20 protein-coding genes are annotated in these 21,300 nt (G+C 60.6%); 14 read left to right on the forward strand and 6 right to left on the reverse strand.

The genetic code is table 11. The features are described from left to right. Window positions 1-101 precede the first annotated feature (101 nt). Window positions 102-392, reverse strand: coding sequence for a PlzR type 4 pili assembly inhibitor (gene plzR, locus ACYSTU_RS02775; protein ID WP_110603264.1), 291 nt, complete (start codon window positions 390-392; stop codon window positions 102-104). Between the two features lie 405 nt (window positions 393-797). On the opposite strand from plzR, the gene argF reads away from it, so the two are divergent. Together argF and ACYSTU_RS02785 are read left to right on the forward strand one after the other, a co-directional pair. After that, a complete protein-coding gene (gene argF / locus ACYSTU_RS02780) occupies window positions 798-1,718 on the forward strand; it encodes an ornithine carbamoyltransferase (RefSeq protein ID WP_024014160.1) in 921 nt (306 codons plus the stop codon). Then, window positions 1,715-2,824 carry an ABC transporter ATP-binding protein gene (locus tag ACYSTU_RS02785; RefSeq protein ID WP_039758375.1) on the forward strand — a complete coding sequence of 370 codons (1,110 nt, stop codon included), beginning with the start codon at window positions 1,715-1,717 and terminating at the stop codon, window positions 2,822-2,824. The genes argF and ACYSTU_RS02785 overlap by 4 nt, the downstream gene beginning before the upstream one ends. Before the next feature lie 120 nt (window positions 2,825-2,944). On the opposite strand, the gene ACYSTU_RS02790 is transcribed toward ACYSTU_RS02785, so the two are convergent. Then, window positions 2,945-3,727 (reverse strand): PhzF family phenazine biosynthesis protein, encoded by a 783-nt coding sequence (locus tag ACYSTU_RS02790; protein WP_136492786.1) that lies wholly within the window; start codon window positions 3,725-3,727, stop codon window positions 2,945-2,947. Between the two features lie 99 nt (window positions 3,728-3,826). After that, complete coding sequence (gene ybaK / locus ACYSTU_RS02795) at window positions 3,827-4,297, reverse strand: Cys-tRNA(Pro) deacylase (RefSeq protein ID WP_024014161.1); 471 nt, start codon at window positions 4,295-4,297, stop codon at window positions 3,827-3,829. A 350-nt stretch (window positions 4,298-4,647) separates the two neighbouring features. On the opposite strand from ybaK, the gene ACYSTU_RS02800 reads away from it, so the two are divergent. The 11 genes from ACYSTU_RS02800 to ACYSTU_RS02850 all read left to right on the forward strand — a co-directional run bounded on the left by ACYSTU_RS02800 (window position 4,648) and on the right by ACYSTU_RS02850 (window position 17,333). Further along, entirely contained in the window at window positions 4,648-5,499 is an 852-nt protein-coding gene (locus ACYSTU_RS02800) for an MIP/aquaporin family protein (RefSeq protein ID WP_016773396.1), read from the forward strand. A gap of 77 nt (window positions 5,500-5,576) precedes the next feature. Continuing rightward, window positions 5,577-7,079 (forward strand): glycerol kinase GlpK, encoded by a 1,503-nt coding sequence (gene glpK / locus ACYSTU_RS02805; RefSeq protein WP_024014162.1) that lies wholly within the window; start codon window positions 5,577-5,579, stop codon window positions 7,077-7,079. A 95-nt stretch (window positions 7,080-7,174) separates the two neighbouring features. Continuing rightward, window positions 7,175-7,930, forward strand: coding sequence for a DeoR/GlpR family transcriptional regulator (locus tag ACYSTU_RS02810; RefSeq protein ID WP_007953179.1), 756 nt, complete (start codon window positions 7,175-7,177; stop codon window positions 7,928-7,930). A 292-nt stretch (window positions 7,931-8,222) separates the two neighbouring features. Next, window positions 8,223-9,758 (forward strand): glycerol-3-phosphate dehydrogenase, encoded by a 1,536-nt coding sequence (gene glpD, locus ACYSTU_RS02815; RefSeq protein WP_125917684.1) that lies wholly within the window; start codon window positions 8,223-8,225, stop codon window positions 9,756-9,758. A gap of 521 nt (window positions 9,759-10,279) precedes the next feature. After that, a complete protein-coding gene (locus ACYSTU_RS02820; protein WP_498995777.1) occupies window positions 10,280-11,194 on the forward strand; it encodes a glutamate/aspartate ABC transporter substrate-binding protein in 915 nt (304 codons plus the stop codon). A gap of 200 nt (window positions 11,195-11,394) precedes the next feature. After that, a complete protein-coding gene (locus ACYSTU_RS02825; protein ID WP_056790046.1) occupies window positions 11,395-12,141 on the forward strand; it encodes an amino acid ABC transporter permease in 747 nt (248 codons plus the stop codon). Beyond that, entirely contained in the window at window positions 12,141-12,812 is a 672-nt protein-coding gene (locus ACYSTU_RS02830) for an amino acid ABC transporter permease (RefSeq protein WP_016773391.1), read from the forward strand. Before ACYSTU_RS02825 ends, ACYSTU_RS02830 begins: the two co-directional genes overlap by 1 nt. After that, complete coding sequence (locus ACYSTU_RS02835) at window positions 12,809-13,543, forward strand: amino acid ABC transporter ATP-binding protein (protein ID WP_016773390.1); 735 nt, start codon at window positions 12,809-12,811, stop codon at window positions 13,541-13,543. Before ACYSTU_RS02830 ends, ACYSTU_RS02835 begins: the two co-directional genes overlap by 4 nt. 228 nt (window positions 13,544-13,771) lie before the next feature. Continuing rightward, entirely contained in the window at window positions 13,772-15,673 is a 1,902-nt protein-coding gene (aauS, locus tag ACYSTU_RS02840; RefSeq protein WP_122602365.1) for a two-component sensor histidine kinase AauS, read from the forward strand. Then, window positions 15,670-16,995 carry a two-component response regulator AauR gene (aauR, locus tag ACYSTU_RS02845; protein WP_016773388.1) on the forward strand — a complete coding sequence of 442 codons (1,326 nt, stop codon included), beginning with the start codon at window positions 15,670-15,672 and terminating at the stop codon, window positions 16,993-16,995. Before aauS ends, aauR begins: the two co-directional genes overlap by 4 nt. An 8-nt stretch (window positions 16,996-17,003) precedes the next feature. Next, window positions 17,004-17,333 (forward strand): GlpM family protein, encoded by a 330-nt coding sequence (locus tag ACYSTU_RS02850; protein ID WP_172834034.1) that lies wholly within the window; start codon window positions 17,004-17,006, stop codon window positions 17,331-17,333. A gap of 18 nt (window positions 17,334-17,351) precedes the next feature. Here ACYSTU_RS02850 and ACYSTU_RS02855 read toward each other — a convergent pair whose 3' ends face one another. The 3 genes from ACYSTU_RS02855 to ACYSTU_RS02865 all read right to left on the reverse strand — a co-directional run bounded on the left by ACYSTU_RS02855 (window position 17,352) and on the right by ACYSTU_RS02865 (window position 20,094). Further along, window positions 17,352-18,260 carry a hypothetical protein gene (locus tag ACYSTU_RS02855; protein WP_136492783.1) on the reverse strand — a complete coding sequence of 303 codons (909 nt, stop codon included), beginning with the start codon at window positions 18,258-18,260 and terminating at the stop codon, window positions 17,352-17,354. Beyond that, entirely contained in the window at window positions 18,257-18,952 is a 696-nt protein-coding gene (locus ACYSTU_RS02860) for a hypothetical protein (RefSeq protein ID WP_498995802.1), read from the reverse strand. Before ACYSTU_RS02860 ends, ACYSTU_RS02855 begins: the two co-directional genes overlap by 4 nt. Before the next feature lie 107 nt (window positions 18,953-19,059). After that, a complete protein-coding gene (locus ACYSTU_RS02865; RefSeq protein WP_498995807.1) occupies window positions 19,060-20,094 on the reverse strand; it encodes an alpha/beta fold hydrolase in 1,035 nt (344 codons plus the stop codon). Window positions 20,095-20,310: 216 nt separating this feature from the next. Here ACYSTU_RS02865 and metR point away from each other — a divergent pair, with 216 nt between their 5' ends. Then, window positions 20,311-21,228: a transcriptional regulator MetR gene (metR, locus tag ACYSTU_RS02870; protein WP_016773382.1), complete on the forward strand. Its 918-nt coding sequence runs from the start codon at window positions 20,311-20,313 to the stop codon at window positions 21,226-21,228. Window positions 21,229-21,300: the final 72 nt, after the last annotated feature.

Raw genomic sequence — 21,300 nt, forward strand, 5'->3', positions numbered from 1 at the left:
ACGCCCGCGGGAACAAAACTATGGCCCGTGCGCAGAGGCTGCGCCAGCGACGTTCGTCTTGTGAATCGACGGTTATCAGGACAGCCGATAAATCGCCGCGATCAGTTCGGCGGCAACTGCGGCGGTGCCGCCAGCTGGATTTCCTGGATGGTTTCTATCTGCTCATGGGCGATGTGGACGCCGGTGAGCTCGCCGATCAAACGCCAGTGCTCATCAAGCCCGGCGCTGATGGTGGCCATGCGATCGATCATGTGTCGACCGGCGGATTTGACCACTTCGTCGTCACTGCGCAGCAACTCGAAAGACATCGAGGTGACTGACGCGGTGAGATGGGTCAGGGAGCGAGCCGTGTGGCCCAGCAGCTCCATTAACAGTTGTTCTTTCGATTCCATGCGGAGGCTTCCTGCGTCGCTCGAAACTTATTTATAACCCAGCACTTTGCTTTAGCAAATGTTTCAGTCTGAACATCCGACCAAGCGAATCCGTGGCGCAGCACTCGCAAACCGACCAGGACAGCTGCGATGCCGTCGCGGCGCATTGCCAAGCCCGGCGGCGCCAGTGTACAAAGAGGCTCACCGCTGTACTGAATCCGGCTTCAACATGCGTGATCGAAATGCTCGGTCCGCGTTCCGAATCCCGCTGAAAAAGTACCCTATTGGAAAAACGCGACATTTAGTGTCAATATCGCGCCTTCCCCTATTTCGTCGCCCCGTGCGGCTTACGCCGCAGGTCTCGCCCGTTGTTCCGTTAAACAAGGCTTTGAGCATCTGCGGTCTGTAGCAAAAAGGTAGTCAATGATGAGCGCAAGGCACTTTCTCTCCCTGATGGATTGCACGCCCGAAGAGCTGGTCAGCGTGATCCGTCGAGGCGTTGAGCTCAAGGACCTGCGTAACCGCGGCGTACTGTTCGAGCCTCTGAAAAACCGCGTGCTGGGGATGATTTTTGAAAAATCCTCGACCCGGACCCGGATCTCCTTCGAGGCCGGCATGATCCAGCTCGGCGGCCAGGCAATCTTCCTGTCCCCGCGCGATACCCAACTGGGCCGTGGCGAGCCCATCAGCGATTGCGCCATCGTCATGTCGAGCATGCTCGATGCGGTGATGATCCGCACCTTCGCCCATAGCACCCTCACCGAATTCGCCGCCAACTCGCGGGTGCCGGTGATCAACGGCCTGTCCGATGATCTGCACCCGTGCCAGTTGCTCGCCGACATGCAGACCTTCCTCGAACACCGTGGCTCGATCCAGGGCAAGACCGTGGCCTGGATCGGTGACGGCAACAACATGTGCAACAGCTATATAGAAGCGGCGATCCAGTTCGACTTCCAATTGCGCGTTGCCTGCCCGGAAGGCTACGAGCCGAACCCGGAGTTCGTCGCCCAGGCTGGTGATCGCGTGACCATCGTCCGCGATCCGCAAGACGCCGTGCGTGGCGCGCATCTGGTCAGCACCGACGTCTGGACTTCGATGGGTCAGGAAGAGGAAACTGCCAAGCGCCTCAAGCTGTTCGCGCCGTTTCAGGTCAACCGTGCCCTGCTCGACCTCGCTGCCGAGGACGTGCTGTTCATGCACTGCCTGCCGGCGCACCGTGGCGAAGAAATCAGTCTCGACCTGCTCGATGACCCGCGCTCCGTCGCCTGGGATCAGGCAGAAAACCGTCTCCACGCACAGAAGGCCCTGCTCGAGTTCCTCGTCGAACCGGCATATCACCACGCATGAGCCATGAATTACTGCTGAACCTGCGCAACCTCGCTTGCGGCTATCAAGATCAACGCGTAGTGCAGAACCTCAATCTGCACCTCAACGCCGGCGACATCGGCTGCCTGCTCGGCTCGTCCGGTTGCGGCAAGACCACCACCCTGCGCGCCATCGCCGGTTTCGAACCGGTACACGAAGGCGAAATCACCCTCGGTGGCGAAACCCTCTCCAGCGCCGGTTTCACCCTGGCGCCGGAAAAACGCCGGATCGGCATGGTGTTTCAGGACTACGCGCTGTTCCCGCACCTGAGCGTGGCCGACAACATCGCTTTCGGCATTCGCAAGCACCCGAACAAGGCGCGCGTGGTCGAAGAGCTGCTGGAACTGGTCAACCTGAAAAACCTCGGCAAGCGCTTCCCGCACGAGCTGTCCGGCGGCCAGCAACAGCGGGTCGCCCTCGCCCGCGCCCTGGCGCCGGAACCGCAGCTGTTGCTGCTCGACGAGCCGTTCTCCAACCTAGATGGCGAACTGCGCCGCAAGCTCAGCCATGAAGTGCGCGACATCCTCAAGGCCCGTGGTACCAGTGCGATTCTGGTCACCCACGATCAGGAAGAAGCCTTTGCCGTCAGCGATCACGTTGGCGTATTCAAGGAAGGTCGGCTGGAACAGTGGGACACCCCCTACAACCTCTACCACGAACCGGCGACGCCTTATGTCGCCAGTTTCATCGGTCAGGGTTATTTCATTCGCGGCCAACTCGTCAGTCCGGAGTCGGTGCAGACCGAACTCGGTGAACTGCGCGGTAATCGCGCCTACACCTGGCCGATTGGCGGAGCGGTGGATGTGCTGTTGCGTCCAGATGACATTGTTTACGCACCGGACAGCGCATTGCAGGCGCAGATTGTCGGCAAGACATTCCTCGGCGCGGCGACCTTGTATCGCCTGCAACTGCCGACCGGTGCACAACTGGAATCGATCTTCCCCAGCCATGCCGATCATCTGGTTGGCGCGCAGGTCGGGATTCGCGTAGCGGCGGATCACCTGGTGCTGTTCCAGGCTTCGGGGAGCACTGCGGCACAGATCCCGGCGGTGGAAAACGGCGTCCGTCGATTCAGCACCAGCCTTTAATCCGCACTGGATAAAAATTGTGGGAGCGAGCCTGCTCGCGAATGCGGTGTTTCAGTCGCCGAAGATGTTGACTGAAAGAGCGCTTTCGCGAGCAGGCTCGCTCCCACAGTTGGTATTGCCTCAGCCTAAAAACAGGGTACCGCTGGCCACCAGCGTCGCATTGCCGCCAATCTTCACCCGCTCACCTTCCAGCCGACAGAACAATTCCCCGCCCCGCGCCGAGCGCTGGCACGCGGTCAGGTTCGATTTGCCCAGACGTTTGGCCCAGTAAGGAATCAGGCTGCAATGGGTCGAGCCGGTCACCGGGTCTTCATTGATACCGATGGCCGGGGCGAAATAGCGCGAGACGAAGTCATGCTGGTTGCCACGCGCAGTGACAATCGCCCCCAGCCACGGCAGTTTCGCCAGCGCTGCCATGTCCGGTTTACAGTCGAGCACCGCCTGTTCCGAGTCCAGCACGACGAACAGTTCGTTGGAGCCGAGAACGTCGACAGCCTCAACGCCCAGCGCCCGCTCGACATCCAGCGTCACGCCGATTTCCGTTGGCACGATGGTCGGAAAATCCAGCCACAAGCGGTCGCCTTCGCGGCTGACACTCAACGGCCCGGACTTGCAGGTGAAGTCGATGCGCTCGGCACTTTCCTTATAGATTTCGAACAGTACAAACGCGCTGGCCAGGGTCGCATGCCCGCACAGCGGCACTTCGGTGGTCGGGGTGAACCAGCGGATATGCCAGGCCTGGCCTTCGCGCACCAGAAACGCAGTCTCCGCCAGGTTGTGTTCGGCGGCGATCTTCTGCATCAAGTCATCGGCCAGCCAGCTGTCGAGCCGATAGACCATCGCCGGGTTGCCACTGAACGGCCGATCACTGAACGCGTCGACCTGATGAAACGCAAGCTGCATGATTTTCTCCCTGAATTGGTCGACCGAGCATGCAACGGCGGGCCGGATCACTGCCAGTGACAGAAGCGCAATTTTTTCTTCATACAGCCGGCGCGACTATTACGCGCGGCCGATATCGGCGAACTGCGCCTGGGTGTGCTCAGCCAATACTGCTGGCGCCAGCTCCACTTCAAGTCCTCGCCGCCCGGCACTCACATAGATAGTCGCAAACTCCTGAGCGGAATTGTCGATGAAGGTGCGCAGGCGTTTCTTCTGCCCGAGCGGGCTGATGCCGCCCAACAGGTAGCCGGTGGAGCGTTGCGCGGCGGCGGGATCAGCCATTTCGGCTTTTTTCACTCCGGCGGCGTGTGCCAGTCCCTTGAGGTCGAGCGTTCCGACGACCGGCACTACGGCCACCAGCAGTTCGCCTTTTTCACTGGCGGCCAGCAGGGTTTTGAACACTTGCGCCGGTGCGAGCCCGAGCTTCTCCGCTGCCTCCAGCCCGTAGGACGCGGCCTTCGGATCATGTTCGTAACTGTGCACGCGATGTTCGGCACGAACTTTTTTCAACAAGTCCAACGCTGGTGTCATGGCAGCTCCGGGTTCGGCAGTCTTTGAAAAACCTGCGGCGGATTCTAGGTCATCGTTGGGCAAAAGGCTCTATTCCAAGCCGCGAATCCCGTGGCTTCGCGCTGCATTCAAGCCGTTCGCGGCGCTGATCATTCACGCGGCGAATAGTTTTATTGTGACCGGCGGTTCACTTTCGACCTTTGACAGGTTTGTTTCTTGTCTATATTTTTTCGAATCTGAATAATGTAAGAATCATGCTCCGCGCAGTACCCAGCAGTAACCCGGGAACCGAATGGGGATTCCGACCCGGTGAAGATCGCGCCCTGCTCCGTTGGCAAGGCGCTACACAAGAAAAAGAACCGAGGTTTTCAATGACAGCTGCTTTACCGCAACCATCGCTTTCCGGCCAATGCATGGCCGAATTCCTGGGCACCGCCCTTCTGATCTTCTTCGGCACCGGTTGTGTCGCCGCGCTCAAAGTCGCGGGCGCCAGCTTCGGCCTGTGGGAAATCAGCATCATCTGGGGCGTCGGCGTGAGCATGGCGATCTACCTCACCGCCGGGGTTTCCGGCGCGCATCTGAACCCGGCCGTGAGCATCGCTCTGGCAATCTTCGCTGACTTCGAAAAGCGCAAACTGCCGTTCTACATCCTTTCGCAAATTGCCGGCGCCTTCTGCGGCGCGTTGCTGGTCTACACGCTCTACAGCAATCTGTTCTTCGATTACGAACAAACCCACCAGATGGTTCGTGGCTCGGCCGCCAGCCTGGAATTGGCCTCCGTGTTCTCCACCTACCCGAACCCGGTGCTGTCGACGGCGCAGGCATTTCTGGTCGAGATGATCATCACCGCGATCCTGATGGGCGTGATCATGGCCCTGACCGATGACAACAACGGCCTGCCACGCGGCCCGATGGCGCCGCTGCTGATCGGTTTGCTGATCGCCGTGATCGGCAGTGCGATGGGCCCGCTGACCGGTTTCGCCATGAACCCTGCGCGTGACTTCGGTCCGAAACTGATGACTTTCTTTACCGGTTGGGGTGAAATTTCCTTCACCGGTGGTCGTGATATTCCGTACTTCCTGATTCCGATTTTTGCACCGATTGTCGGTGCCTGCCTCGGCGCTGCCGGGTATCGCGGGCTGATTGCCCGTCACCTGACCGGCGCCACACCTGCTACAAAGGATGCAGAACCGGCCATTGACGGCAAACCAAGAACTTCTTGAAACAGTCGGCGCCGGCTCCTGCCCATCCGAGCCTGCGCCACGGCCCACTCTCGTTTTTTTCGTCCAAGGCAATCGACATGACCGACATTCAGAACAAGAACTACATCATTGCCCTTGATCAGGGTACGACCAGTTCGCGCGCGATCATCTTCGACCGCGACGCGAACGTGGTCTGCACCGCGCAGCGCGAATTCGTTCAGCACTATCCGCAGGCCGGTTGGGTCGAGCATGACCCGATGGAAATTTTCGCCACCCAGAGCGCGGTGATGGTTGAAGCGCTGGCCCAGGCCGGCCTGCATCATGACCAGGTCGCCGCGATCGGTATCACCAACCAACGTGAAACCACCGTGGTCTGGGACAAGACCACCGGCCGTCCGGTCTATAACGCGATCGTCTGGCAGTGCCGCCGCAGCACCGAGATCTGCCAGCAGCTCAAGCGCGATGGTCACGAAGACTACATCCGCGACACCACCGGCCTGGTCACCGACCCGTACTTCTCCGGCACCAAACTGAAGTGGATCCTCGACAACGTCGAAGGCAGCCGCGAGCGTGCGCGCAACGGCGAACTGCTGTTCGGCACCGTCGATAGCTGGCTGATCTGGAAATTCACCGGCGGCAAGGTGCACGTCACCGACTACACCAACGCCTCGCGCACCATGCTCTTCAACATTCACTCGCTGGAGTGGGATTCGAAGATGCTGGAGATCCTCGACATCCCCCGCGAGATGCTCCCGGAAGTCAAAGCTTCCTCGGAAATCTACGGTCGCACCAAGAGCGGCATCGCCATCGGCGGTATCGCCGGCGACCAGCAAGCGGCGCTGTTCGGCCAGATGTGCGTGGAGCCGGGCCAAGCGAAAAACACCTACGGTACCGGTTGCTTCCTGCTGATGAACACCGGCGACAAAGCGGTGAAATCCCAGCACGGCATGCTCACCACCATCGCCTGCGGCCCGCGCGGCGAAGTGGCTTATGCTCTGGAAGGCGCCGTGTTCAACGGCGGCTCGACCGTGCAATGGCTGCGTGATGAACTGAAAATCGTCAACGACGCCCACGACACCGAGTACTTTGCCAACAAGGTCAAGGACAGCAACGGCGTGTATCTGGTGCCGGCGTTTACCGGTCTCGGCGCACCGTACTGGGACCCGTATGCCCGTGGCGCGCTGTTCGGCCTGACGCGCGGCGTACGCGTCGATCACATCATCCGCGCCGCGCTGGAATCGATCGCCTACCAGACCCGCGACGTACTCGACGCCATGCAACAGGACTCCGGCGAACGCCTCAAGGCCCTGCGTGTGGACGGCGGCGCGGTGGCGAACAACTTCCTCATGCAGTTCCAGGCCGACATCCTCGGCACTCAGGTGGAGCGCCCGCAAATGCGCGAAACCACTGCACTGGGCGCGGCTTATCTGGCCGGTCTGGCCTGCGGCTTCTGGGGCAGCCTGGAAGAACTGCGCGGCAAAGCAGTGATCGAGCGCGAGTTCGAACCGAGCCTTGACGAAACCGAGAAAGAGAAACTCTACAAAGGCTGGAAGAAAGCCGTCAGCCGCACCCGTGACTGGGCGCGTGAGGACGCCGAATAAGCCAACGTGCAGTTCCAGAAGGGTATCTAACTGGTAGGGAGCAGATTCCTGCGGCATCATGGGCAAATTTTGCACGGCAGCCCAAAGGAAGCCCCATGAATCTGCCTCCCCGTCAGCAGCAAATCCTCGAGCTGGTCCGCGAACGCGGCTATGTGAGCATCGAGGAAATGGCCACGCTGTTCGTTGTCACCCCGCAAACCATCCGCCGCGACATCAATCAGCTCGCGGAAGCCAATCTGCTGCGTCGCTACCACGGTGGCGCCGCGTACGATTCCAGTGTCGAAAACACCGCGTATGCGATGCGCGCCGATCAGATGCGCGACGAAAAGCAACGCATCGGCGAAGCCATCGCCGCACAAATCCCCGATCACGCCTCGCTGTTCATAAATATCGGTACCACCACCGAATCGATCGCTCGCGCCCTGCTCAATCACAGCCACCTGAAAATCATCACCAACAACCTGCACGTCGCCTCGATGCTTAGCGCCAAGGATGATTTCGATGTGCTGCTGACCGGCGGCAACGTGCGCCGCGACGGCGGTGTGGTCGGTCAGGCGAGTGTGGACTTCATCAACCAGTTCAAGGTCGATTTCGCCTTGGTCGGGATCAGCGGCATCGATGAGGACGGCAGCCTGCTCGACTTCGATTATCAGGAAGTACGGGTCAGCCAGGCGATTATTGCCAATGCGCGGCAGGTGATTCTGGCGGCGGACTCGAGCAAGTTCGGGCGTAACGCGATGATTAGATTGGGGCCGATCAGCCTGATCGATTGCCTGGTCACCGATCAGCAGCCGGTACCGGCGCTGGCGCAGTTGTTGAGTCAGCACAAGATTCGTCTGGAAGTCGTCTGATTCCTCTCCCTCGCTGACCGAACCGACGCTTTCGCGAGCAGGCTCGCTCCCACTCTTGGAATGCATTGCAAAATGTGGGAGCGAGCCTGCTCGCGAAAACAATCGACCAAACAACACATCTTCTGCGCCCTTGCGCGCGTTCATGTTCGAAAATTTTCTTTTAATCGCCCTTCGATGAGTTTTTTCAATCGAACGCGACTGGCTGTGCGCGTCTTTATGGGCTACCATTTTCGCAAATGAACATTAATGTTCGATTTCCAAGACATAAAACCAAAAGAACCGAGGCCAGCCGATGTCCACCTCTACCTTGCGTACGCCCCCTCTCTCCGAGATCTATGACGTTGCCGTGATTGGCGGCGGGATCAACGGCGTAGGGATCGCAGCGGATGCCGCCGGTCGCGGTCTTTCGGTGTTCCTTTGCGAAAAAGACGACCTGGCCAGTCATACCTCGTCGGCCAGCAGCAAGCTGATCCACGGTGGCCTGCGCTATCTGGAGCATTACGAATTCCGTCTGGTGCGTGAAGCGCTGGCTGAGCGCGAAGTGCTGCTGGCCAAGGCGCCGCACATCGTCAAACCGATGCGTTTCGTGCTGCCACACCGCCCGCACCTGCGTCCGGCGTGGATGATTCGTGCCGGCCTGTTCCTTTACGACAACCTCGGCAAGCGCGAAAAACTGCCGGGTTCGAAAAGCCTGAAGTTCGGCGCCGACAGCGCGCTGAAAAGCGAAATCAAGAAAGGCTTCGAATACTCCGACTGCTGGGTCGATGACGCCCGCCTCGTGGTCCTGAACGCCATGGCCGCCCGGGAAAAAGGTGCGCATGTGCACACCCAGACCCGCTGCGTCAGTGCCCGCCGCACCAAAGGTTTGTGGCATCTGCATCTGGAGCGCGCCGACGGCAGCCTGTTTTCGATCACCGCCAGAGCCCTGGTCAACGCCGCCGGTCCGTGGGTGGCGAAGTTCATCCGTGACGACCTGAAGATGGAATCGCCGTACGGCATTCGCCTGATCCAGGGCAGCCACATCATCGTGCCGAAACTGTACGAAGGCGAACATGCGCACATTCTGCAAAACGAAGACCAGCGCATCGTTTTCACCATTCCGTACCTGAACCACTTCACCCTGATCGGCACCACCGACCGCGAGTACACCGGCGACCCGGCGAAAGTGGCGATCACCGAAGGCGAAACCGATTACGTGCTGAAAGTGGTCAACGCTCACTTCAAGAAGCAGCTCAGCCGCGAAGACATCCTGCACAGCTACTCGGGCGTTCGCCCGCTGTGCAACGACGAATCCGACAACCCGTCGGCAGTGACCCGCGATTACACCCTGGCGCTGTCGGGCAGTACCGAAGAAGCGCCGTTGCTGTCGGTGTTCGGTGGCAAGCTCACCACTTACCGCAAACTCGCCGAATCGGCGATGGCGCAGTTGATGCCGTTCTTCACCCAGATGCGCCCGAGCTGGACCGCGACCGCCACCCTGCCCGGCGGCGAAGACATGACCACGCCAGAGGCCCTGAGCGCGCGGATTCGCGACAAGTTCGATTTCGTCCCGACCGAAATCGCCCGGCGCTGGGCCGTCACCTACGGCAGCCGCACCTGGCGCATGCTCGAAGGCGTGGAAAGCCTGGCCGACATGGGTGAGCACATCGGCGGCGGGCTCTACACCCGCGAAGTCGATTACCTGTGCAGCGAAGAATGGGCGACCACGGCGCATGACATTCTGTGGCGCCGCACCAAACTAGGCTTGTTCACCACAGCGGAGGAGCAGCAGAAGCTCGCGACGTATCTGGGCAAGGTTGAGCAGAATCGGAAGATCGAGGCGGCTTGATCTCACCGTTCAAACGAAAGCCCCTGCATCGAGAGATTCAGGGGCTTTTTGTTATGTGGACATTGTTGAACCTGATTGGGGCAGTTAGATCTTTTCCCCCTCACCCCAGCCCTCTCCCCCACGGGGTAGAGGGGGAAAGGGAGCCGATCTCCGTGGGTTCCAAAGTCCGAGGTCGACTCGGTATCTCACGTCGCCGTAACTCGACCATCCACCGCAGTCAGTCCCCTCTCCCTCCGGGAGAGGGTTAGGGTGAGGGGCTTTTGATCGTTCGGTTTTCCGAACGCGACTCCACAGTCGATTCGGTTAACCGGATCTCACCCTCAAAAAATTACCGCCACAAAACTTTAATAACGTTATAAAACAACTGGTTAACCGACTGTGACTGGTCTGGCACGAGTCATGCTCTACACTCTCTCGACGAATGCCTGCTGTGCCGACACTTCAGGAGCCGTCAGGCATTCGAAGCACAAAAAGGGCCGACAAACTGGCTCCATAAAAAAAACAATGTCGAGGAAAATTTGATGCGCATCGTTCCCCATATCCTGGGCGCAGCCATTGCTGCCGCTCTGAGCAGCACGCCAGTTTTCGCCGCCGAGCTCACCGGCACCCTGAAGAAAATCAAAGAGTCCGGTGTCATCACCCTGGGCCACCGTGACGCCTCCATTCCGTTCTCCTACATCGCTGATGCATCCGGCAAGCCGGTCGGCTACTCGCACGACATCCAGCTGGCAATCGTCGAAGCGATCAAGAAAGACCTCGACCTGCCGAACCTGCAAGTCAAATACAACCTCGTCACCTCGCAGACCCGTATCCCGCTGGTGCAGAACGGCACCGTGGACGTCGAGTGCGGTTCGACCACCAACAACGTCGAGCGTCAGCAGCAGGTCGACTTCTCCGTCGGCATCTTCGAAATCGGTACCCGTCTGCTGTCCAAGAAAGACTCCAAGTACAAGGATTTCGACGATCTGAAAGGCAAGAACGTCGTGACCACCGCCGGTACCACTTCCGAGCGCATCCTCAAGGCGATGAACGCCGACAAGCAGATGGGCATGAACGTCATCTCCGCCAAAGACCACGGCGAGTCCTTCCAGATGCTGGAATCGGGCCGTGCCGTTGCCTTCATGATGGATGACGCACTGCTGGCCGGCGAAGCCGCCAAGGCCAAGAAAGCCGCCGATTGGGAAGTGACCGGCACGCCACAGTCGTACGAAATCTACGGCTGCATGATGCGCAAAGGCGACGAGCCGTTCAAAAAGGCTGTGGATGACGCGATCAAGGCCACCTACGCTTCGGGCGAAATCAACAAGATCTACGAGAAGTGGTTCATGCAGCCGATTCCGCCAAAAGGCCTGAACCTGAACTTCCCGATGAGCGACGAGCTCAAGACCCTGATCGCCAATCCGACCGACAAAGCGGCTGACGACAAGAAGTCCTGATTTTCTGACTAACCTTACCCCCTGAGGAGGCGCCTGCCTTTTCAGGGGATGGTCACTCCCTGCTGGCATTTTTCTGGAAACACTCGAACCGGTGGCTGTCGAGCCGATCGCGTGTGCCCGGTCTTTGAAAAAAGACTGGGGAGGGAACGGAGTTCCCCAGGCGGGCACTTGTACATCGATCGAATCGAGGGGAGACCCTAATGAATTACAACTGGGACTGGGGCGTGTTCTTCAAGTCCACCGGCGTGGGCAGCGAGACCTATCTCGACTGGTTCATCTCCGGTCTGGGCTGGACCATCGCCATCGCCGTCGTGGCGTGGATCATCGCCCTGCTGCTCGGCTCGCTGCTGGGCATCATGCGCACCGTGCCGAACCGCATCGTATCGGGCATCGCGACCTGCTACGTCGAGCTGTTCCGTAACGTGCCGCTGCTGGTGCAGCTGTTCATCTGGTACTTCCTGGTGCCCGATCTGCTGCCGCCGGATCTGCAGGAGTGGTACAAGCAGGACCTCAACCCGACTACTTCGGCCTACCTGAGCGTTGTCGTCTGCCTCGGTCTGTTCACCGCCGCCCGTGTCTGCGAGCAAGTGCGCACCGGCATCCAGGCGCTGCCTCGTGGCCAGGAATCCGCCGCCCGCGCGATGGGTTTCAAACTGCCGCAGATCTACTGGAACGTGCTGCTGCCCCAGGCCTACCGGATCATCATTCCGCCGCTCACCTCGGAATTTTTGAACGTGTTCAAGAACTCCTCCGTGGCGTCCCTGATCGGTTTGATGGAATTGCTGGCGCAGACCAAACAGACCGCCGAGTTCTCGGCCAACCTGTTCGAAGCGTTCACCCTGGCAACGCTGATCTATTTCACCCTCAACATGAGCCTGATGCTGCTGATGCGCCTGGTCGAGAAGAAAGTCGCGGTGCCCGGCCTGATCTCCGTGGGGGGTAAATAATGGAATTCGATTTCAGTGGCATCGTCCCGGCCATTCCCGGTTTGTGGAACGGCATGGTGATGACCCTCAAACTGATGGCCATGGGCGTGATCGGCGGGATGATTCTCGGCACGATCCTCGCGCTGTGCCGTCTGTCGCACAACAAGCTGCTGTCGAGCATCGCTGGCGCCTACGTCAACTATTTCCGCTCGATTCCGCTGCTGCTGGTGATCACCTGGTTCTACCTGGCAGTGCCGTTCGTGCTGCGCTGGATCACCGGTGAAGACACGCCGATCGGTGCGTTCACCTCGTGCGTCGTGGCGTTCATGATGTTCGAAGCGGCGTACTTCTGCGAAATCGTCCGTGCCGGTGTGCAGTCGATTTCCAAGGGCCAGATGGGTGCCGCGCAAGCGCTGGGCATGAACTACGGACAGATGATGCGCCTGATCATCCTGCCGCAGGCGTTCCGCAAGATGACCCCGCTGCTGCTGCAGCAGAGCATCATCCTGTTCCAGGACACCTCGCTGGTCTACACCGTGGGCCTGGTGGACTTCCTCAACGCCTCGCGCGCCAGCGGCGACATCATCGGCCGCTCCAATGAGTTCCTGATTTTCGCCGGTCTCGTGTACTTCATCATCAGCTTCGCCGCCTCGCGGTTGGTCAAGCGTCTGCAAAAAAGGTTCGCCGTATGATCTCTATCAAAAACATCAACAAGTGGTATGGGGACTTCCAGGTGCTGACTGATTGCAGCACCGAGGTCAAGAAAGGCGAAGTGATCGTGGTCTGCGGCCCGTCGGGTTCAGGCAAGTCGACGCTGATCAAGTGCGTCAACGCCCTGGAACCGTTCCAGAAAGGCGACGTTGTGGTTGACGGCACGTCGATCGCCGATCCGAAAACCAACCTGCCGAAACTGCGTTCGCGCGTGGGCATGGTGTTCCAGCATTTCGAGCTGTTCCCGCACCTGACCATCACCGAAAACCTGACCATCGCGCAGATCAAGGTGCTTGGCCGCAGCAAGGAAGAGGCGACCAAAAAGGGTCTGCAACTGCTCGAGCGCGTAGGTTTGTCGGCGCACGCCCACAAGCATCCGGGGCAACTGTCCGGTGGTCAGCAACAGCGTGTGGCGATTGCCCGTGCGCTGGCGATGGACCCGATCGTCATGCTGTTCGACGAACCGACCTCGGCGCTCGACCCGGAAATGGTCAATGAAGTGCTCGACGTCATGGTGCAGCTGGCCCACGAAGGCATGACCATGATGTGCGTGACCCACGAAATGGGCTTTGCCCGTAAAGTGGCCGACCGGGTGATCTTCATGGACCAGGGCAAGATCATCGAAGATTGCCCGAAAGAGGAATTCTTCGGCGACATCAGCGCCCGCTCCGAACGCGCGCAGCACTTCCTCGAGAAAATCCTGCAGCACTAAAAGCAACGCACCCGCACCCTGTCTGTGGGGTGCGGGCAGCCTGACAATGAGATCCCCTGTGGCGAGGGGATTTATCCCCGTCCGGCTGCGCAGCAGTCGTAAAACCTGTGCATGCGGTCTTTCAGTTAAACCGCAGTGATGGTTTTGGGGCCGCGTCGCGGCCCAACAGGGATAAATCCCCTCGCCACAGGCACAAACAAGTGTTGTGGTTGACCCAAGGCATCTGTGATGAAATGCGACCCCACTCTTTATCGCGCTGCCGAGCCATCACTTGCCGTGAAGCCCCGTCTGATCCGTCATCTGTTCCTGCCGCCGCTGATCATCGCCCTGATGGTCGGGCTGGGTTTTATCGGCTTCTGGACCAGTGAACACTTCGGCATCCGCAGCCTCGGCGAGAACGGTCAGCGTCAGTTGGAACTGCACGCCCGCGCGGTCGAAAGCGAGATCAGCAAATACACCTACCTGCCCAGCCTGCTGGAACTCGAAACCAGTGTGCCGCAGTTGCTGGCCGACCCGACCCCGGAGCACCGGCAGACCGTCAACGATTACCTCGAAGGCCTGAACCGCCGCAGCCGCAGCCGGGCCATCTACGTGATGGACACCACCGGCCGGGTCATGGCCACCAGCAACTGGCGCGATGTCGACAGTTATCTGGGTGAGGACCTGTCCTTCCGCGCCTATTTCAAAGACGCCGTGCGCGGCCAGCCCGGACGCTTCTACGGCATCGGCAGCACCAATGGCGAACCCGGTTACTACCTCGCCCACGGCCTCGAAGAGCACGGCAAGATCATTGGTGTCGCGGTGGTCAAGGTTCGTCTGGAAGCCATGGAAGAACGCTGGCAGCGCGCGCGTCTGGAAGCGTTCGTCAGCGACGAGAACGGCATCATCATTCTCTCCAGCGACCCGGCCAGACGGTTGAAATCGGTGATTCCGCTGAGCGACGAGGTCAAGGAAAAACTCGCTCGCAGCCTGCAGTACTACTGGTTTCCACTCAACGAACTGCAACCGCTGGCCCGCGAGACACTGGCCGAAGGCGTGGAGAAACTGACCTTCCCGGCCAACAGCGAATTGCAGCCCGACGAAGACGACATCAGCTATCTGGCGCAAACCCGACTGCTGAGTGACACGCCGTGGAATTTCACCCTGCTCACGCCGTTGCAGGACCTGCGCCGCGAAGCGATCAACCAAGGCATTCTGGTGGGCGTTGCGTTTGCCCTGTTCGCCTTCCTGCTGATTGCCTGGAACGAGCGGCGCAAAGTCCTCGCCACCCGCCTCGCCGCCCGCGAAGCGTTGCAGGAAGCCAACAGCCAACTCGAACGTCGGATTACCGAACGCACCGCCGATCTGCGCGCCAGCAACGAACGCCTGAAGAGTCAGATCCGCGAGCGCCGCCAGGCCGAAGAGACGTTGCGCCGCGCTCAGGATGAACTGGTGCAGGCCGGCAAACTCGCCGCCATCGGCCAGATGTCGACCAGCATTGCCCATGAACTGAACCAGCCGCTGGCGGCGATGCGCACGCTGTCGGGCAACACCGTGCGCTTTCTCGAGCGCGGCCAGCTCGACGTCGCCAGCACCAACCTCAAGACCATCAACGACCTGATCGACCGCATGGGCCGGATCACCGCCAGCCTGCGTTCGTTTGCCCGGCGCGGCGACAACAAGGGTCAGGCCAGTCTCGGCAAAGCCGTCGACGCCGCCTTGCAAGTGCTCGGCGCGCGCGTGGAAAACACCGCGCTGCAGATTCACCGGCAGTTTGCCGATGTGCAATTGCTGATCGATCAGACCCGCCTCGAACAGATCCTCGTCAACCTGATCGGCAACGCCCTCGACGCCATGCACGCGCAACCGCAGCCGCAGCTGTGGCTGGAGGGTGAAGAATTCAACGGCAAGTATCGCTTGCGGGTGCGCGACAATGGCCACGGCATCGACGCCGAAGCGCGCAAGCATCTGTTCGAACCGTTCTTCACCACCAAGCCCGGCGAGCAAGGCCTGGGACTGGGCCTGACCCTGTCCGCCAGCCTCGCCGCCGCTACCGGCGGGCACCTGGGTGTCGAACACCCGGCCGGCGGTGGCACCACTTTCGTCCTCAGTTTACCGTTGGTAAGCCCTACTCCTGCCGAGCCAATATGAACCACGAACTCAGTGTGTTGATTGTCGAAGACGACCCCCATGTGCTGCTCGGCTGCCAACAGGCGCTGACCCTCGAAGACATTCCGTGCATCGGCGTCGGCAGTGCCGAAGAAGCACTGGCGCAGGTCGGCGACAACTTTGCCGGCATCGTCATCAGCGACATCCGCCTGCCGGGCATCGATGGCCTGGAATTGCTCACCCGTCTCAAGCAACGTGACCGCAGCCTGCCGGTGGTGCTGATCACCGGCCACGGCGACATTTCCATGGCCGTCGGCGCGATGCAGAAAGGCGCCTACGACTTCATGGAAAAACCGTTCTCGCCGGAGCGCCTGGTCGATGTCGCGCGACGGGCGCTGGAGCAACGCAGCCTCGCCCGCGAGGTTTCCTCGTTGCGTCGGCAACTGGCTGAACGCGACTCCCTTGAAGGGCGGATCATCGGTCGCTCGCCAGCAATGCAGAACCTGCGCGAACTGATCGCCAACGTCGCCGACACTTCGGCCAACGTCTTGATCGAAGGCGAGACCGGCACCGGCAAGGAACTGGTCGCCCGTTGTCTGCACGATTTCAGTCGGCGCCACAGCAAACAGTTCGTCGCGCTGAACTGCGGCGGCCTGCCGGAAAACCTCTTTGAAAGCGAGATCTTCGGCCACGAAGCCAACGCTTTCACCGGCGCCGGCAAACGCCGCATCGGCAAGATCGAACACGCCGACGGCGGCACGCTGTTCCTCGATGAAGTGGAAAGCATGCCGCTGCCGTTGCAGATCAAGTTGCTGCGCGTATTGCAGGAACGCACCCTCGAACGTCTCGGCTCGAACCAGAGCGTGGCCGTGGATTGCCGGGTGATTGCAGCGACCAAATCCGACCTTGATGAGTCGAGCAAGGCCGGCGAGTTTCGCAGCGACTTGTACTACCGCCTCAATGTCGTGACCCTGGAATTGCCACCGCTGCGCGAACGCCGCGAAGACATCCTGCAACTGTTCGAACACTTCACTCAGCAATCGGCGCTGCGCTTTGATCGCGCACTACCGGAGCTGGACAACCAGACCCTGTCGAACCTGATGAGCCACGACTGGCCGGGCAACGTGCGCGAACTGCGCAATGTCGCCGAACGCTTCGCCCTCGGCCTGCCGGCCTTCAAGAAGTCCGGGGCCAGCGCCGGCCAGGGTCTGGCGTTTGCCGAAGCGGTGGAAGCCTTCGAGCGCAATCTGCTGGTCGACGCCTTGCAACGCAGCGGCGGCAACCTGACCCAGGCCAGCCAGGAACTGGGCATGGCCAAGACCACGCTGTTCGATAAAGTCAAAAAGTACGGGCTGAGCCACTGATGGATCTGATTCTCAAAGCCGCGATCGGCGCCGCAGTGGTCCTGATCCTCGCGGCACTATCCAAGACCAGAAACTATTACATCGCCGGCCTGGTGCCGCTGTTTCCGACCTTTGCCCTGATCGCGCATTACATCGTCGGCAAGGGCCGCTCGGTCGACGACCTGAAGACCACGATCGTGTTCGGCATGTGGTCAATCATTCCCTACTTCGTGTACCTGGCGACGTTGTACGTGATGGTCGACCGCATGCGCCTGGAAGCGTCACTGGCGGTGGCGGCGGTGGCCTGGTTGATAGCGGCGACGGTGCTGGTCAGCGTGTGGGTCAGGCTGCATGCCTGAACCCACGCGCATCTGCCTCTAGCGACCGTAGACTCTGGCCAGTTGCGCGGACGACAGAGCATCCTCGAACGGCACCGGCACTGACTTCACCGCACCGTAGAGATTGCGGTAGCGCCAGTAGTTGCCGTTCTGCGCCAGTTGATAACCGCGCTCGACCACGCGCTGGCCGTCGAGCACGTAACGCAGGGTTTCCTGCGCGGCGGGCGGTGGCGTCGGTTGCATCAAATCAGCGCTCAACACGCGCATGGATTCATCAATGCATTCATCCAGCGCGGCGGTGACCTTGGCCAGGTCAAGGGCGCCGTCATCGATGCATTGCTTGCCGCAACGACGAATCGGTTGACTGGCCACTTCGATGCGCATGCGGTACAGCGGCGAGCCGGCGATATCCTGTAATTGCACCTGATTGACCAGCACGAAACTGCCGCGATCGGGCGTCAGCATCAGCTTCGGTTCGATCAGCAAGCGTGCCGTCACCGCACCTGCCCCCTGCTTGAATCCGGACACCTGCGACGCCGCCTGAAAACGCTGTTGCAAGCGCTCCTGCAACGGCACGCCAGCAAGCAGGTCGGCCAGCGGCCGCGATTCGTTCAGCGCGGCTTTTTCGGCATCGCGCTGTAACGTACCGGAACCCATTTGCGTGTTGATCAGGCTGGCCACCAGAATCCCCGCCAGCCCAGCGCCCGCGCCGGAGCTCGACACCAGCGTGTAGCTGGAATTGGCCGCGTTCACTGCCGCCTTGCTGTCGATCACCGTGCTGGCGCCGACGAATTCCGCCGGCAGTTGCACGTCGACCTTCAGCCCGTGTGCCTGCACATAGCTCATCGCCGCCTGATCCTTGAAACCGGCCTCAGGTGCCGGTTTCTGCGCACAGCCAGGCAACGCCAGCAGCGAGATCACCGCGATGGTCAGGGCCAGACGTTTCATTGCGCGAACGGGGCGATCATTTGCTGCCGGCTGTTATCCATCGCCTGATAAAACGCGTTGGACAGGTTGGTGTAGGACGGCTCGTCCCACTCGCCTTGCGCGGCTTGCACAGCGGCGAATGGCTGGTACCACAAGAGTTTGTTGTCCGACAGATCGATCACCATGCCCTGGCCGCCGACCTGGGCCATCGGCACGCTGGTGGGCACGATGCTGTAGTAGCTGCGGGTGGCACCGGTGGCATAAATCGACACCAGCAGCAGACGGTCGATGCCGTGGGCAGCTTTCATCGGCGACAGGTCCTTGGTCATGTAGCCCTCGCGGAAATCGACTTCCTTGAAGGTCTTCAGATCGACCTTTTCATCAATGCGCTTGGCCTTGTAGCCCTTGGCTTGCAGCTTGGCGACGATGGCGTCGGGCAGGGTTTCCAGATCGCGCACTTGCCAGGTTTCGACGTTGGCGCTGAGCTTGCTGTTGACGCCGGCATTAATGGCGTAATCGAGGATGCCCTGATTGCCGGTCAGCGCCAGCACTGGCGACGGTACGACGGTAATGGCCACACCGATGGTCGGCTCTTTGGCACCCCAGAACTGTTTGTCCAGGGCCACGGGCGGTTGCACATGGGCGCAGCCGGTGAGAGTCAGTACGGCGAGCAGAGCCAGCGCGGCCCATTGACGTGTAGCGCGAAAAATCATGGATCAAGTCCCTATGTCTGAAAACGTTCCTGCGCCTTATCGGCAACAACGCGGCAAACAATAGTGGCACATTGATATTTTTTTGGCGACAGGATGCTGGCGCACTCTTACAGCAGATTGTTCGGCGCCGCCGGATCGACCTGCGCCCAATGGGAAGTATCCTCGCGATGCGCCTGCAAATACGGCAGCACCGCCGCCAGCAACGGCTCCTTGAACGCCTCCTGAAAGCGATGCGCGAGTCCCGGAATCAGTTTCAACTGACTGCCCTGAATGTGCGCCGCCAGATGCACGCCGTGCATCACCGGCAGCAGCGGATCTGCCGTGCCGTGCACCACCAGGGTCGGCACGCGCAGCTGATTGAGCAATGCCACCCGGCTCGGTTCGGCAAGGATCGCCATGATCTGCCGTTTGACGCCTTCGGGGTTGAACGCGCGGTCGTAGGACGCCGCCGCCTGTTGCAACAGCGCTTGGCGATCATCGGTTACCGCCGGGCTACCGAGTGCCGCGAGCAGATCGGCCTGTTGCTCCAGCGCCACTTCGCGGTTCGGCGCGCCCCGCCGCGAGAGCAACTGCACCAGCGCCGCACTCGGCGCCGGCAGGCCTTCAGCGCCGGAAGTGGTCATGATCAGCGTCAGGCTTTCCACCCGCTGCGGCGCCATCGCCGCCATGTGCTGGGCGATCATTCCGCCCATGCTCGCGCCGAGCACGTGGAATTGCTCGACCTTCAGCGCGGTCATCAAACCCAGCGCATCGTCGGCCATGTCAGTCAGGCTGTAAGGGGCCGAGACCGGCAGACCGAGTTTGTAACGCAGCACTTCGAAAGTCAGATTGGCCTCGATCGGCGCCTGCCGCCAGGTGGACAGGCCGACGTCGCGGTTGTCATAACGAATCACCCGAAACCCTTGCTGACACAGCGCGACCACGACTTCGTCCGGCCAGTGGATCAACTGTCCTCCCAGGCCCATGACCAGCAACAGCGCCGGGTCCGATGCACGGCCGATACTTTGATAGGCAAGACTGACCTGCGCCAGCTCGGCGTGCTCGGTCGGCACGTTGACATCACAGCGTCCGGCTGCAAACGAGCCGGCCCCGAACAAAAGCGCGGCCAACACGGCCGCGACTGAAAACAATCTCTTGAACATGAAAAACACCAAAACGCAGCACCCCAGTAGAGCGCGAGTCTGATGAAGTTCGGGCGAGCGCGCTGCCACAGTTGCATGACAGTTTGATGAAGAGTGCCGAGCGGTCGGCTGTCGATTGCATCGCCGGATCCTGGCCGGCAGATCGACAAAGCCAACGTCATGAGACAAACTCACCTTCGACGCATTCGTCACAAGTTTTCTTCATGGAGCCCGCCGGTGCTTGAAATCCGACATCTGAAAACCCTGCATGCCCTGCGCGAGGCCGACAGTCTGGTCGACGCCGCCGACCGTTTGCATCTGACACAGTCAGCACTGTCGCACCAATTCAAAGAACTGGAAGAGCGCATGGGCATGCAGTTGTTCGTACGCAAGACCAAACCGGTGCGCTTCACCAGCGCCGGTTTGCGCCTGCTGCAACTGGCCGACGCCACCCTGCCGCTTTTGCGCGCCGCTGAACGGGACATCGGTCGGCTGGCCGGTGGCACCGCCGGGCGTCTGCACATGGCGATCGAATGCCACAGCTGCTTCCAGTGGCTTATGCCGACCATCGACCAGTTCCGCGATGCCTGGCCGGAAGTCGAGCTGGACCTGGCTTCGGGTTTTGCTTTCGCCCCGCTGCCGGCACTGGCCCGTGGCGATCTGGATCTGGTGGTGACCTCCGATCCGCTGGAAATTGCCGGCATCACTTACGTGCCGCTGTTCACTTACGAAGCCATGCTCGCGGTGGCCAACCAGCATGCGCTGGCGAGCAAGCCGTACATCGTTCCTGAAGACTTGTTGACGGAAACGCTGATCACCTACCCGGTCGAGCGCGATCGCCTGGACATCTTCACCCGCTTCCTCGAACCGGCCGACATCGAACCGGCGCAGGTGCGCACTTCAGAACTGACGGTGATGATGATGCAACTGGTCGCCAGCGGCCGTGGCGTCTGCGGCATGCCGCACTGGGCGCTGCATGAATACAGCTCGCGCGGTTATGTGAAGGGCAAGCGGCTGGGTGAAAAGGGCTTGTTTGCGACACTGTACGCGGCGATTCGCACCGACATGCTCGACGCGCCGTACATGCGCGATTTCCTGCTGACCGCCAAGGACACCTCGTTTTCGACCCTCGATGGTGTCAGCGCCGTACGCTGATCTGCTGTGCAGGAGATGATCGTTCCCACGCTCTGCGTGGGAATGCCTCAACGGACGCTCTGCGTTCGGCTT

Source organism: Pseudomonas glycinis, from assembly GCF_054871425.1.

Excerpts from the sequence above, each read along its gene's own strand:
- ACYSTU_RS02800 (WP_016773396.1), top strand. The coding sequence starts at position 4,648 with ATGACAGCTGCTTTACCGCAACCATCGCTTTCCGGCCAATGCATGGCC.
- ACYSTU_RS02865 (WP_498995807.1), bottom strand. The coding sequence starts at position 20,094 with ATGTTCAAGAGATTGTTTTCAGTCGCGGCCGTGTTGGCCGCGCTTTTG.
- ybaK (WP_024014161.1), bottom strand. The coding sequence starts at position 4,297 with ATGACACCAGCGTTGGACTTGTTGAAAAAAGTTCGTGCCGAACATCGC.
- ACYSTU_RS02820 (WP_498995777.1), top strand. The coding sequence starts at position 10,280 with ATGCGCATCGTTCCCCATATCCTGGGCGCAGCCATTGCTGCCGCTCTG.
- aauS (WP_122602365.1), top strand. The coding sequence starts at position 13,772 with ATGAAATGCGACCCCACTCTTTATCGCGCTGCCGAGCCATCACTTGCC.
- argF (WP_024014160.1), top strand. The coding sequence starts at position 798 with ATGAGCGCAAGGCACTTTCTCTCCCTGATGGATTGCACGCCCGAAGAG.
- plzR (WP_110603264.1), bottom strand. The coding sequence starts at position 392 with ATGGAATCGAAAGAACAACTGTTAATGGAGCTGCTGGGCCACACGGCT.
- ACYSTU_RS02785 (WP_039758375.1), top strand. The coding sequence starts at position 1,715 with ATGAGCCATGAATTACTGCTGAACCTGCGCAACCTCGCTTGCGGCTAT.
- aauR (WP_016773388.1), top strand. The coding sequence starts at position 15,670 with ATGAACCACGAACTCAGTGTGTTGATTGTCGAAGACGACCCCCATGTG.
- ACYSTU_RS02830 (WP_016773391.1), top strand. The coding sequence starts at position 12,141 with ATGGAATTCGATTTCAGTGGCATCGTCCCGGCCATTCCCGGTTTGTGG.
- ACYSTU_RS02855 (WP_136492783.1), bottom strand. The coding sequence starts at position 18,260 with ATGAAACGTCTGGCCCTGACCATCGCGGTGATCTCGCTGCTGGCGTTG.
- glpK (WP_024014162.1), top strand. The coding sequence starts at position 5,577 with ATGACCGACATTCAGAACAAGAACTACATCATTGCCCTTGATCAGGGT.
- glpD (WP_125917684.1), top strand. The coding sequence starts at position 8,223 with ATGTCCACCTCTACCTTGCGTACGCCCCCTCTCTCCGAGATCTATGAC.
- ACYSTU_RS02835 (WP_016773390.1), top strand. The coding sequence starts at position 12,809 with ATGATCTCTATCAAAAACATCAACAAGTGGTATGGGGACTTCCAGGTG.
- ACYSTU_RS02790 (WP_136492786.1), bottom strand. The coding sequence starts at position 3,727 with ATGCAGCTTGCGTTTCATCAGGTCGACGCGTTCAGTGATCGGCCGTTC.
- ACYSTU_RS02860 (WP_498995802.1), bottom strand. The coding sequence starts at position 18,952 with ATGATTTTTCGCGCTACACGTCAATGGGCCGCGCTGGCTCTGCTCGCC.
- ACYSTU_RS02825 (WP_056790046.1), top strand. The coding sequence starts at position 11,395 with ATGAATTACAACTGGGACTGGGGCGTGTTCTTCAAGTCCACCGGCGTG.
- ACYSTU_RS02810 (WP_007953179.1), top strand. The coding sequence starts at position 7,175 with ATGAATCTGCCTCCCCGTCAGCAGCAAATCCTCGAGCTGGTCCGCGAA.